Origin of the sequence: Paraburkholderia sp. UCT31, from assembly GCF_014397655.1 — a bacterium.
Lineage (GTDB): Bacteria > Pseudomonadota > Gammaproteobacteria > Burkholderiales > Burkholderiaceae > Paraburkholderia > Paraburkholderia tuberum.
Genome location: NZ_VZQP01000037.1, coordinates 44,972 through 57,000 on the forward strand (window position 1 = coordinate 44,972; position 12,029 = coordinate 57,000).

The 12,029-nt window shown below is 59.3% G+C and carries 17 protein-coding genes; 6 read left to right on the forward strand and 11 right to left on the reverse strand.

Translation table 11 applies throughout. From position 1 onward, the window contains the following. Positions 1-11: 11 nt before the first annotated feature. Together F6X40_RS27350 and F6X40_RS27355 are read right to left on the reverse strand one after the other, a co-directional pair. Entirely contained in the window at positions 12-794 is a 783-nt protein-coding gene (locus F6X40_RS27350) for a hypothetical protein (RefSeq protein WP_187629940.1), read from the reverse strand. A gap of 45 nt (positions 795-839) precedes the next feature. Further along, a complete protein-coding gene (locus F6X40_RS27355) occupies positions 840-1,355 on the reverse strand; it encodes a hypothetical protein (RefSeq protein WP_187629941.1) in 516 nt (171 codons plus the stop codon). 93 nt (positions 1,356-1,448) lie between these two features. Between F6X40_RS27355 and F6X40_RS27360 the strand changes: the two genes are divergently transcribed. Beyond that, positions 1,449-1,889, forward strand: coding sequence for a hypothetical protein (locus tag F6X40_RS27360; RefSeq protein WP_187629942.1), 441 nt, complete (start codon positions 1,449-1,451; stop codon positions 1,887-1,889). Between the two features lie 20 nt (positions 1,890-1,909). Continuing rightward, entirely contained in the window at positions 1,910-2,782 is an 873-nt protein-coding gene (locus tag F6X40_RS27365) for a hypothetical protein (RefSeq protein ID WP_187629943.1), read from the forward strand. Positions 2,783-2,999: 217 nt separating this feature from the next. Here F6X40_RS27365 and F6X40_RS27370 read toward each other — a convergent pair whose 3' ends face one another. Then, positions 3,000-3,254, reverse strand: a complete 255-nt coding sequence (locus F6X40_RS27370; RefSeq protein WP_187629944.1) for a hypothetical protein — start codon at positions 3,252-3,254, stop codon at positions 3,000-3,002. A gap of 110 nt (positions 3,255-3,364) precedes the next feature. Then, positions 3,365-3,913 carry a helix-turn-helix domain-containing protein gene (locus F6X40_RS27375; protein ID WP_187629945.1) on the reverse strand — a complete coding sequence of 183 codons (549 nt, stop codon included), beginning with the start codon at positions 3,911-3,913 and terminating at the stop codon, positions 3,365-3,367. A gap of 265 nt (positions 3,914-4,178) precedes the next feature. Here F6X40_RS27375 and F6X40_RS27380 point away from each other — a divergent pair, with 265 nt between their 5' ends. Together F6X40_RS27380 and F6X40_RS27385 are read left to right on the forward strand one after the other, a co-directional pair. Further along, positions 4,179-4,598 carry a hypothetical protein gene (locus F6X40_RS27380; protein WP_187629946.1) on the forward strand — a complete coding sequence of 140 codons (420 nt, stop codon included), beginning with the start codon at positions 4,179-4,181 and terminating at the stop codon, positions 4,596-4,598. Between the two features lie 102 nt (positions 4,599-4,700). Next, complete coding sequence (locus F6X40_RS27385; RefSeq protein WP_187629947.1) at positions 4,701-4,994, forward strand: hypothetical protein; 294 nt, start codon at positions 4,701-4,703, stop codon at positions 4,992-4,994. Positions 4,995-5,225: 231 nt separating this feature from the next. On the opposite strand, the gene F6X40_RS27390 is transcribed toward F6X40_RS27385, so the two are convergent. The 5 genes from F6X40_RS27390 to F6X40_RS27410 all read right to left on the reverse strand — a co-directional run bounded on the left by F6X40_RS27390 (position 5,226) and on the right by F6X40_RS27410 (position 8,930). Beyond that, the gene (locus tag F6X40_RS27390; RefSeq protein WP_222946183.1) at positions 5,226-5,462 is read right to left on the reverse strand and encodes a hypothetical protein; all 237 of its coding nucleotides are present in this window, start codon (positions 5,460-5,462) and stop codon (positions 5,226-5,228) included. Positions 5,463-5,858: 396 nt separating this feature from the next. Beyond that, positions 5,859-6,140: a hypothetical protein gene (locus tag F6X40_RS27395; protein WP_187629948.1), complete on the reverse strand. Its 282-nt coding sequence runs from the start codon at positions 6,138-6,140 to the stop codon at positions 5,859-5,861. Positions 6,141-6,485: 345 nt separating this feature from the next. After that, positions 6,486-7,646: an AAA family ATPase gene (locus F6X40_RS27400; RefSeq protein WP_187629949.1), complete on the reverse strand. Its 1,161-nt coding sequence runs from the start codon at positions 7,644-7,646 to the stop codon at positions 6,486-6,488. Next, positions 7,643-8,083 (reverse strand): hypothetical protein, encoded by a 441-nt coding sequence (locus tag F6X40_RS27405; RefSeq protein ID WP_187629950.1) that lies wholly within the window; start codon positions 8,081-8,083, stop codon positions 7,643-7,645. The genes F6X40_RS27400 and F6X40_RS27405 overlap by 4 nt, the downstream gene beginning before the upstream one ends. Next, entirely contained in the window at positions 8,073-8,930 is an 858-nt protein-coding gene (locus tag F6X40_RS27410; protein ID WP_187629951.1) for an RNA ligase family protein, read from the reverse strand. Before F6X40_RS27410 ends, F6X40_RS27405 begins: the two co-directional genes overlap by 11 nt. A gap of 489 nt (positions 8,931-9,419) precedes the next feature. Between F6X40_RS27410 and F6X40_RS27415 the strand changes: the two genes are divergently transcribed. Both F6X40_RS27415 and F6X40_RS27420 read left to right on the forward strand, forming a co-directional pair. Beyond that, positions 9,420-9,821: a hypothetical protein gene (locus tag F6X40_RS27415; RefSeq protein WP_187629952.1), complete on the forward strand. Its 402-nt coding sequence runs from the start codon at positions 9,420-9,422 to the stop codon at positions 9,819-9,821. Positions 9,822-9,890: 69 nt separating this feature from the next. Continuing rightward, a complete protein-coding gene (locus F6X40_RS27420) occupies positions 9,891-10,628 on the forward strand; it encodes a hypothetical protein (RefSeq protein WP_187629953.1) in 738 nt (245 codons plus the stop codon). A 25-nt stretch (positions 10,629-10,653) separates the two neighbouring features. Here F6X40_RS27420 and F6X40_RS27425 read toward each other — a convergent pair whose 3' ends face one another. Then, a complete protein-coding gene (locus tag F6X40_RS27425) occupies positions 10,654-11,049 on the reverse strand; it encodes a hypothetical protein (RefSeq protein WP_187629954.1) in 396 nt (131 codons plus the stop codon). Between the two features lie 608 nt (positions 11,050-11,657). Next, positions 11,658-12,008, reverse strand: a complete 351-nt coding sequence (locus F6X40_RS27430) for a hypothetical protein (protein WP_187629955.1) — start codon at positions 12,006-12,008, stop codon at positions 11,658-11,660. Positions 12,009-12,029 lie beyond the last annotated feature (21 nt).

A 12,029-nucleotide genomic window follows, 5' to 3' on the forward strand; every position in this document is an offset into this window, starting at 1 on the left:
AGCCGCTCTAATCAGGCAGCGGTCTCTCGCCCCTCGAAGACGGACTGTCTAAAGGTATTCAGAAGCGCCGCCCGCGCGGAGTCCGGCATATGATAGGGGTGCGGTTCACCGTCGGCGCGCTCCATGCCGGCGGCGGTATTGACGACTCTTTCGATTTCCTCGGGCAGGTTAGCGAGAAACCGCTCACACTTCTCGTGCTCGCCTTTGTACTTGCGAAGTCGATACATACGACGCAGGTGCGGTTGCAAGGTGTCGTTCTTGAATCCCTCGAGCGCCCGCAAGACAGCCGCGTCGCCTCGATGTTCCAGCGGCATCTCCAACAACTCGACGTCCCAGTCGACGGTCGTCATAGCCTCTGCCGAGTCCTCCACGAGCAGCGCCTCGACCACGGGGCCATAGAAAGTGGCTGGGGAAGCATCGGCTCCCGCGTGGCCGCGCTCAAAATACCGGTGCCCGGGCTGCGCGCCGTCGGCGAACGAGGTGTAGCACACCTCGACATTCAACGATTTGAGCTTTGCGCAAAACTCCCAGTCGCTCTTCTCCGGGTAGGCGCGCTTGGTCGGGACATACTGACACGGCTCCAGCTCGTCTTCGAGCTGATGCTCAAAGAGAAATCCATCGTGGTCGAATACGGCACGATGGATAACGGCGTCGTCGTCCAGATAGACGTGCAACGTGCCTGCACCATTGAGCTGCGCACCGTACATTAGGGTACGAGGCGTCTTGTTCGCGAGCATCGCGCCCCGCAGCGGGGCGTTTCGCTGCTGAAGAGCTTCGAATTCGTGACGTTCCATGACAGCCTTTGTCGGTTGATATTCTTGCCACTGGAGCGAGGGCCGCTACTGCACCTTCCATGATGCCGCGTTGTCCGCAGGCACCCGTTGGGCGGCCTTCCGCGCTAGCTTTTCGATAATGATGCCATTGGCACACCGCTGCACCCGCTCACGGAAGGTGTCTGCGGAGATGCCGACGCTGTCAAAGTCCGCGTCGACAAGTGTCCATTTGTTGTCAGTACGCCGCGCTGTGAAGCGGGGTTCGTTGCCCTCGTCGCTACCTAGCGGTATCCGGAGGTCGGCTCCGTCCGGTTCGTCTGCGAGGTGCGCGACGCAGAGCGAGTAGCCTGACAGCATGCGTTCCACACGAAGCGAATCGACGTCGGCTGGCAGCACCTCGGTGAGGACGCGCGACGCGCCGGCCTGTATGCCGGGCGCGACGTAGGGGGCAAACAGGTAGTGACAGCCCGATACGATGGCTGCGAGCACAAGCGTGCAGATAAGTGCGCCTGCCGCAAACCGGGCGACGCTGGGCCTTTCCCTGCGGAAGCTCGGAACTCCTTCTTCAAAATCCTCAAACAATGCAAATTCTCCTGCGCGAGATATGGCGGGCGACCGCGCTAACCCACGGCCCCTCGACCTGACGTTCTACTTGGTGTACTGGTCCTGCTTGCAATGGACGCACTGAAACCAATGCCTCTGCACAGGCTTGAAGTCGTGCTTCCCGTCGGCTTCGGGCGCTTTCGGGCAAACCTCGTCCCGGGCTTTCCTGTATTCGTCGGCGTAGTAACCTGCATCCATCGAGCTCGACATGCAATTTCTCCGCGTTTTACAAAACAGGATAACGTGACGGTTCATTGTTATTGTAAAGCATTTAAGTGGTTTTACAAACTGAAGTCCTCGCCGGCCGAACGCTATTTCGCCCCGGACGGGCTGCCGGCGCTGCGGATGAACAAGGCTGAAAACGTCCGCTTCAGGACAGAAACGCCAGCGGCCTTTCTTTGGCCCGTCGTCTCTGCTGGCGGTTCCGTTCCGGGTCGCTATACGGAGAGACGCGCGACAATCTTGTCGGTGCGTTCAAACCCCTCCCTATCGGAAGGGGTCAGGCCAACTTAATCAGGAAGGACACAGAGAACATGTTCGATTCCAAAATCGCAATCAATCAGTTGCTGGAAAAAGCGCAGAAAGAAGTCACCGTCGCGACCGACCGTGCTGCCAATATCAGCTCGATGCTCGCTGCGCTGCCGGATGACATCCCGGCGCCGGCGGACATCTCGACGTTCGGGTACTGTGCGCACGGCACGTTGCGCTTTGACACGCCCGAGCATCTGGAGCTGCTGGTGGAAAAGCTGCCGCCGCTCGAGCTTGTGAGGCTTCAGGGGTTCGAGTACACCATCAAGCCCGCTAAGTGTGTTCGGGACCAGGAAGCGCAGTACGCGCATATCCTGTCGGTATATCCGGTACTGCTGGAGATGAAGGATGGCCGGACACCGGTGGCACGTTGGTGGACCCAGCTTGCTGACCGTGATGTTGAAGTCGGGGTGTATCTGAAGGACGCGGCTGATGCCAGCGCATTCTTCGCGAAAACCGACGAGCTGTGGTCGCCGGATACGCAGAGCCATGGAGGCACCAAGACTTACACGAACCATCGAGTACGTCGGCTGAAAACTGACTTTCCGGTGTCGCCGTTGGAGGTTGTCAACGGCAAAGCGGACTTCATCGAAGCACAGCGGTGGCTGACTGCGTTCTTCGTGGATTACGGCGGGTTTGATGAGCAGACTTTCGGCGGTCCGATTATGGCGCGAGTGCAGGCTTGCCTGCGGCGTGACACGGCGTTGGATGTGGTGATAGGTTTTAGCCGCTGCTACAGGACTCATGTTGAAGTTCGACTGTATGACGGCCAGGAGAAGCCAACGCGCCGCGAGCACTTTGTTGACGTTGAGATTGCTCTGAACGCGGAAAAACCGCGCTTGCGGTTGCAGGACATTCCGGTAACGTACAAGGCATAACCCCCAAAGAGTCGGACTGACCTCCGACTGATTCAGCGACCCACGGACCTTCCAGTCCGTGGGTTTTCTTTTTCGTCATCGAAAAGAAAGCGCCCAACACCAGCAGGCGTTGGGCGGGACGAATCAAAGACGCATTGGGTCAAATCCTTTTACCCAGTTGGGTAAAACGACGCAACGCTTGAGCTCACGGCCCTGCCCGGTGTTACGGCAAGGCAAGTCAGAGTGCCAGGGGCACCGCGTTTTGGCTGGCCTCATCCCAGCGCACGCTCAGCACCGGACCGGTCTCGATGTGGCGGATGACTGCCTCTGCACCGTCGCCGAGTTCGCGGATAACTTCTGTCGCCGTCTTCTTGAGATTGTTGAGGTCTCCGCTGGAGCATTCGTAAGCGGGCATGTGCGTGCGCCGCTGCCGTTCGGTTGCGTTCTCGTAGCAGCGAAGTTTGTACGCCGTTGCACTGGACAGTTGTGGCATTTTGTTGCTCCTGTTTGGCTAATTTGCCCTGATATGAAAATCTCTTACAGGATGTATAGCGCTGTGCTCCAGCGTCGCGATTCGCGTCCCCGCACTAGGCGCCCGCGTTATCAAGCGAGGCGCCAAACAGGGGGCGTGATGGTCAAGCGGTTCTGCTTTGCGCGAGCCGCCCGCACTGCGAACGGCTCTTGCACCCGCGCCTTTTTCAGCAGTGCGTCGGGCGTTTCGCCGAGGCCGACCGCGAGCGCTTCCAGCCGGTCCAGGGACAGGTTTCTTCCCTCGTTTTCGATTTTCTCCACGTACTCCACGCGAAGTCCGCCTTGGGCGGCGACATCCGTGTATTCAAGGTTCGCCGCCACCCTGAGCCTCTCCAGATTCCTCGTCACGCGCTGGCGTGCAAGTAGCCCGAGGCCGTTGTACTCAATAATGGTTTCCGAGAAGAACGAAACGACATCGACTCTGAGGGCGGCGCTCAGGTCGTCGAGAGTATCGAGTCCGACATTCGCGCGCGCGGTTTCGATTTCGCTGATGTAGCTTTTGGCACAGCCGACGACCTCGGCCAGGATGCGTTGAGATACCATGCCACGTAAAAGCCTCAGGCTTTTGACGCGGGCAGCGACCATTTGGCGAGTAGAGCCGGGTGCGAGAAGTTTTTGCATGAGAAGTTGTATGGTTCGGGATGCTGCCCAGACGGGCCATCCGGTCGTGCGGACACTGGCTATAATTGTAAAGTATTGAAGGAGTGCGCGCCAGGTCGAACATGTCGTCCGCAGGGTCCCTGCAGGGGAGCACAACAAACGGCCGTCGTCCTCTGGCGCGTCGACAGCTTCCTCGAAGCAACGCGTGCGTTGCGTACCCTTTACAAACACAGGTAGAATGGTTGTTGTAAAGGCTGTCATCCCATTCCACGAAGGAAAAATTTTCATGAATCTGCTGCTTTCTCCCGCACGTACCCCCGCAGATGCTGTGCACGTGAACGGACTCACTCACGGCGATATCGTCGCGGAACATTCGAAGACCCTCGCTTCCCAAGGCAAGGCGCTTATCCACGTGCTCTATCCGAAGGTCGACGGGCGCAACCACAAGTCGCAGCAAGCCCTCGTGGCGCTGCTCCATGCTCACGGGCATCACGACACCGCACAGCTCGTTGACGATGAGGCTCACTACCTCGTCTTCGGGAAGTTGAACGATGCTCTGACGATTTACCGCGAAATTCAGCGCGATTCGCTAGCGATTGGCGAAACGCTCTACTACAACGGTCTCATGGGGACCGCTGCTGAGCACGCCCTCGTGGCTGCGCTGTCGAAGCCGAATCAGTCTCCGCTCGCGCACCGCGCCCTCTAAGCTGAAGTCTGGTGAGCCGGGCGGCCGTGTGCCGCCACTCGCCAGAGCATCGCTCGGCGGGGCGCGATTCACCGCCGGCCGTCTATCGGAGTTTGAGCAATCGTGAATGTCCATGAAATCGCGAACTACAACAGTTCTCGAGATTACGCGAGGCTGGCTGAGCTAGCCAAGACTCATAGTGTGCTCTGCATCGTTGACTACCAGGGGTTCCGGGATGTGGCCAAAACCATCTATTCCCTCTGGGAGATTGATGAAAGCTGGCAAGTCGGTGCCCGTGGCATCGGGTACGTTTGCGCGTCGAGCAAAGAGGACTTCATCAAGCGGTGCGAGTCAGTCAATTTGGAGTTTATTGCGCCGCCGGGTGACAGTATCGTTTCCACTGGTCAGCACGACTAAAGGAGGCATACGTAGAGACTGAATGTCCCGCGAATGTATGTGGGAACGTCGACCTACAAGACAAAGGGCACCCCGAGGGGTGCCCTTGTATGCAAGTCGACAGGTTTGTCATCACCCTTGTCGTCTGGCTCGTTCGACGCCAAAGCGGAACGAGACTAAAAAATCCCTAAAACGGGAACAATCTTCTATAGCACAACCGAGCCGGTTTCCACTGGCTGCAACGGCCAAACTCTACTCCGAGGCGGCACCGGCCTCCCCAGTACGTGCCTGTCGGCGAGCGACAGCGTCTTCGATGATGGCATCCATGTCCGCCATCACTTGCGCATGAGGAATCGGAGGGCGCGGGTCGTCGAGAGATTCCTGTACCTTCGCGCGGAACCACTTGTCGTACTCGGCCGGGTCGCTCGGACCGGTAACGCCCGGGATGTCGATTGCGTTGTGGTCGAAGTCTTCAGCATTCGCGGTCATCGTGTTACTCCTGAATTTGGCAGCATTTTCCTATTCTTATAATAGCCACGGTTTTTTAGCCGGGTTCGATGAAAGTTAAGCGCCGCATCTCGCCTGCCACGCCACGGCGGCGAATTGCGGTTCACGCGAGATACGTGAGGGGAAGGGATTCAGTCGGCAGCGGCGGCTCCCACTTCAGCAGCATCGATTCGATACCCTTGTTCGTGAGCGACGTGTCGCGCCGCGTGTTTCGCGAGAAAAGCTCCGCGCGTGGTCGCTCGAGATACACCCCCTCGACCTCGCGCCTCAGATAAAACCGCTTGGTTGCGCAGATGGGCGTGAAAAAGCCCCGGCTTCCAGGATGGAACGCGCGGGGCTTTCTAAAATCACATCACAAGACTTCAGGTGGTTAACCCTTTACCCTTGGGTCGATGGCTCGAGATAAAAAGTGCATTTGAATCCTTGCGCATCGGGCATGGTCAGGGTGTTGCCGACCAGGACCGCCTCGGCCGCGCCATCCTCGTTGAACGTGTACTCCGGACATCCCTCGCGGCGGACGTAAATCAGCCCCTCCTCATACGGGTCCATTGCCACGGTCGGGTACATCGAGTAGTTGAACTTCTGGACAACGCGTTCGCTGAGAAGCTGGCGAATGTTTGCAAGGCTCAACAACCCCAGGGAATTGCCTTCCAGGTCCACACACTTGCCAGAGCACGTGACAGAACTGTCGTCATGGACCTGGAGATGGACGTTTGGGCAGGGGCACGGGCCGCAGAACTCGCCGTATCTGGTCTGGTTCTCGGGCTTCAAAAGCCACGCATGGACTGGGCGCGGGCCTTCCTGAAGTACGTTCGGGACAAATGGCATCTTTTTTCCTCGATTGTTACCGTCAGAGCAGTCCCGTAGGGGACTGTGAAATCTCCTCGGGAATTGATTAATTTGCCGGACCGAAGTCCAGCAAGTCTCGAATAGTGCTTTCCTTACGCGGGTGTTTGGCCGCTTGTAGCGTATAGAGCCCGGTTCATTTTGTTCGCCGCATGCGTTTCACGCGAGATAAGTGATGGCATGGGCTTCAGTCGGCAGCGGCGGCTCCCACTTCAGCAGCATCGACTCGATGCCCTTGTTCGTGAGCGATGTGTCGCGCCGCGTGTTGCGCGAGAAAAGCTCCGTCCGTGGCCGCTCGAGATACACCACCTCGACCTCGGCGTGATAGGCATAAAGCAGGCTCAGTGCCTTTTCCCTCAGCTGCGAACCAGTGTTCGTCGCATTCCAGACGAACGGCGCGTCCGCGCGAAGCAGGTCCTTCGCCTTGTCGACCGCGTGATGCGCTACCATCCCCTCATTCTTGCCGTGACGCAGGCCGAGTTCTTCGCGGGCGTCGTCGAACGACACGACGGGCAGCCCCGGATGATGCTTCGCGACCCACGTGTTCTTGCCCGACGCAGGCAACCCGGACATGAGGATGACCTTCGACCCCGTTTCCTGGAACAACGGGTAGTCGGGGTGTACGTCAGCGCCCCGGAAGTAGCTCACGCGCGTGTGTGCGTCCGCAAAGGAGCGGGGCTGGCCATAGCAGCCTTCCTCCCGCGCCAGTTCGCGGAACAGCTCAATGTTGTCGAGCACCTTCTGCTTGTCATCGCATATCCGGCCGCGCATGTCAGCTTCCGCCAGCGTCGCGAGCAGTCGCAGGTCGACCTGCCACGACAACTGGCGCACGCGGAACTCCGGCGTCTTCGTCTTGTGCTGGTCGTCCGGGCCGCGATTTGCGCGCTGCTCGAATGCGTGGAATGGCACCTGATGTACGGACACCAGCCTGCAGATGGCTTCCCGCACGTCGAACGGCGCGCCGGCATCCCACAGCGCGATGCGCGCGTCGACAGCACCCTTGCGTGAATGGCCAGGCTGCCCGATGCGCCCCGTGACGGGGTCAACAACGGTCGTACTGCACTTCGCGATGTCATGCAACAGCGCGGCGAGGAAAACCGTGACCTGTTCTTCCCTCTCCAAGACCTGATAGGCCTGAAGGGCCAAGAGCGCCTCCACGACCATTTTGGTGTGGGTCCAGACATCCCCTTCCTGATGATGCGAAAATTCTTGGGGCGTCGTTTTTGCGAACTCGAGTTGAGGAAAGGCTTCCAGACAAGTCTGAAAGTCGGGCGCCTGCCCGTCGGTCGGCACCAATTTCTCTATGTCAATCCAGTTCATAGCCACTCCTTGCGCAGCAGCCGGCCGAGCTTCCCACCCTGCTCCAGAGCGCGTCGCATCCCGACGTCGTCTACGAGCGGGCCCGCTATAAGCATGCCGTCCTGCCGCATCTCGTTTCCCCACTTGTCGTAGCGGCGTGCGCTATCGAAGGCCGGCGGTAAAACGATGGTTTGAATGCAAGCCGCGCGGCGAACTTCTTCGACGCTCAGCTCGGTTGTTTCGCACTTCCAGTGGTCGCGCTCACAAACAGCGGCACCGTTGCCGCTGTAGTGGCCGCCGTCCGGGAAGAGCTTTCGCTCGATGATGTGGTGCGCGTCGACGGCTCGCTGCGAACAAAATACGCAGGTGCCGGCGGCGCGCTTGAACACCACTGCCTTGAACTCCTCACGGCCGAGTAATACATCCCCGGGAGGAAGCTTCGAGGCGCTATTCCGCATTGCCGGTCTCCCACGTGTGCGTCAGCTGGGGCGCGTAGATGTCCACGCCCGGGGCCAACAGATTCGGGATGTACGGCTGCTCTGAGTGGTGCTTTTCGGAATCGATGATTGCCTGCACGAAGTCCGAGCGCACCCACTTGTACCGTCCTACCGTTTTGCCGCCCTCTTCCACCTTGATGTACAGGCCCTCTGCCCGGTCGGACTCATCGCACTGCTTCCAGGCTGTCTCGAGGTTCAGTTGCTCTCGCGCAACCGTCTGCTCGAATCGCTTCCGCCATTGCTCCGTCTTGGCGAGCGACCGCTTCAGCAACGCGACCAACTGGCTGAGCTTCGCCGGCGCAATACCGGCGTACAACACGGGAACCGAGAGGACGGGACCGCCGGCCAGCAATTGCGCCCGCGCCGCCGTCGACAGGAAGTCGCCCGTTGCCTTGTCAAGCACATCGAACTCGGCTATGAAGTGCGGCAGGTTGTCATAGAAGACCGAATGCTTCTTTTGCATGTTCTCGGCGTACATGACATACCGGTCTTCGAGTCGGGCGAGCAACCAGTCCTCATGAGCTCGCGCCCATGCTTTAAGGATGTTGAATTGCCGTTCACGGCCGCCGCCCACCAGATAGTGGCCACGCGACTGCAGAAGCAACTCGGCACCCGAACTGAAGCTCAGCCCACTGTTGGCCCCGTCGAGCTTTTCCTCGACGACGATGTAGCGGCCGGCCAGAGTGCTGTACGGAACATGCTCATATCCCTCGTCGCCGTCCTGCAGGCGAGAGCCTTCGAGGTGCGGCGTGCGAGGATACTTGAAAAGGTCGAACGATTGCGCAAGCGCGCGAAAATCCAGCGTCATGGTTCTTCTCCAACGAAATTGGGAAAGGCCGACGACGCGGGATTACGGAGGGAGGAGGCGTAGGATTTGGTGTAAAGCGCGCTCCCCGGAACCGCGCCTGCAAAGTATGTCTACATCCGCGAACTCAAAGGAGTCGGATGTTTCAGACGAGCAGGCTACCGCGATACCAGGAAGGTAGTCGTCGGCGTCAGGCGATTTGACGGGAAGCTACAGGCACTTTTCTCACCAAGGAAATAGGGGTTGCGATAACAGCGAACATGAATGTATAGCACACGCTTTTTATTGTCAAGTCATCGGACGCCTTTCTGCCGGCTGCTCAGCGGGAGCATGAACCGGTTCCGCGCCTCAGCAGTGCCGAGTTCTTACGCTGAGAAGTGTCCACAGACTTTCTTGTCATCGTTTCGGGCCGGTGATAGTTGTAAAGCGCGGACGGCTTTACATTATAATCCCTAACATCACAAACTCGGTGCGCGCGTCCACGTTTTCGTCATGAAGAATCCGCTCAAAATCGCAGCCTTTATTATTTCCTCCATTGCGCTGACGGCTTGCACTGGCTCCCCTCTGCCGACGAACGCGACTCTGACGCAGCACTTCGCGGAGTCCAGCGGTCCCTCGTTCTTTACCAGCCATCAGATAACGCGACTGAATATCTCGTGCTCGGTCGACGGTAATCCAAAGTACAAGGTGGGACTCGCCTGGGTGGACCGCTATGGAGACCGTTTCCTTTCCACAGACGACGTCTGTGAGCGGGACGGCGCGTTGCGCATCGAATTAGGCACGGGCACCAACGGCAAGTATGTCATTCTGTCGGACGCGGATTATTCGGCCGAGCTGCTGGACAAGTATGTCAGCAAGGTCATCGAGGCCGAGCGGCCAAAGCCGTCCCTCTAGCCAGGCAGGAACAGCAGCGCGAGTGGCGGTACGGCATAATCCGACTTTGTACCGGAGCCGCGTAGAAGTATGCACATCCCGCCGACTGAAGAAGAATGCCTGCTGCACCCCGTGCGACTCGCCAACTACAATCTCATCCTGGCTTTCCTCGGCGGGGGAGTTGGACTCACCTGCAAGACCTTGGGTGTGTCGACCGCGAACATGCACGCCTATCGGGAGCGCCACCGGCCGTTCCGCACGACTGATGCTCGCAAAATCGAAGTGAGCCTCGACGTTGAAGAGGGGTGGATGGACCGGGTACGAGCGGACCTCGACCCCGTTCCAGAGAGGCTCGTTCCGTTAGAAGGCAAAGGCAAGTATGACTTTGTGGGACTTCACGCGGCAAGACAGCATCGGCGCTGTGAGCGTTTCCGGGCGCTGTTTCCCGAGCGGCTCCCGCGCAGCAATCTCCTTGGAGCGGCGTTTGGTTTGAGCGGGTTCGAAATCGGCCAGGCGTCACACCGGCTCTCGGACCACACAGCGCGCCAGATAGAAGACGAACTGGGCCTGTCCTCAGGTTGGTTCGACCGCGAGATGCCGCCAACAGAAGTGGAGCTCGCCTCCGCCGGCCGACTCGTGGAACTAGTGGTACAGGCTGTTGAGAAGCGGCTCAGCCTGCTGGAAAATCCCCACCGCAGCCCGCATGCGCATGTGCGTGCGCTCATGACTCGCATCGAGCAACTCGACGACGACGGCAAACTGACGCCGGATTTGGCGGCGGAACTCTTGAGCCGGCTACTCTCGACGGACGACCAAAAAAACGACTAGCCTCCCGCTGACCGTCTCCCGCTACTCAGCCCGTGACCGAAGGCAACGGCAGCAGGTTGCCGTCGCGCACCGACTGTTCGATGTATGCGCGCGGCAACTCGCTCAAGGACCAGCCTATGCTGGGCGCGTTTAGCAATCCCGCGTAGGTCGTGTTCTGGAGAGCGCGGTTAAGTGGCATTGAATCCGCAGGGGAATACGACTCGCGCGAAGACTTCAATGCGTCTCGCACTGAACGCACCAACAGCGCGGCCGTCCAACGGTATGCCCGCAACTGGTGCGGCGACCACGCTGGCTCTTTATCAGCTTTGGGCGGCTCCCAGCAGCACGGCAGGCTGAGCATGGACGCGAACACGTCCTTCACGGACGCTTCTCTCACCTTCTGGGTGAGCTCGTCACAGCCTGCGAGAATGCCAACCTCCATCTGTCTTTCTATCGCGGGATGTTCCACTTCAGGTAAGCCCTCCGGCCACGCTCCCAGCGTGACTGCAACTAGCGCGGGGCAGAGCGTCGTCACTGCTCCTTGACGGACGTCGGAAGCTGAAAGTACTGGAGCTGCGACCCACGCGACTGGCGACACGCAGAACATCCAGTTCACCCGCGCACGCCATTCCGCTGTTGTCTTACCAAAGTCCTGAAGCCGGCTCACTCTTTGGCGCTCCGCGTCGAATCATCTTTTCGGTGATGCTTGCATCTGCCAATCAGTTTGCAACCTCTGCGGGGCGAACGCAATCACGAAATTGACGAGAGCGCCGCTGGCCTTTACAAAAGCCGAAAATCATTCAGTCTGTGCGTCAGGCCACACTTAGAACGAAAACGCGTGTGTGACGTGTGAAGCTTAGCCCGTGCCAGTCCGACTAGAGCCAAGGAAACCGTGACCGTTTTCTGGTCGAGGGTGGGCGCGAGGCGTCTTCGCGATGATATGCCTTGCCCTGCGCAAGGTTGACGAGGAAGGCGGCGAGAAAATACATGCACTACTCCGAGATAGGTGATTACCCTTAGTACAGCGACCAGGCAACACGGGTTTATATGTCACAACCCGGCCGGCAGCGGGGGAAGCTCGGATACCGGCAGGCGGCACGCGGTCACGACGCCCGTTGCAAGTGCCAAATCCGCGTCGCGCGTAAGCCATCCGGACAAGGCTTCGCACGCCTGCACTGCGGTCATCTGTTGGCCATACGCCAGCGCTTTGCGCTGCGCCACGAGGACGACCGCGTCCACGAGTTTCTCGAAATCGTCTGGCCGTTTTTTCAGGTTCTTCACGACTGTGATGCGGTCGCCAGATGCGGCCATCGCGTCGATGGTTGCGCACGCCCAGGCGCGCTGGGCGGGGGAAGTCGCCGGCGGCGCGCCGCCAGCGTCAAACAGGTCAAGGTTGGTCACGGACTTTCGGGAGGGGTTAGG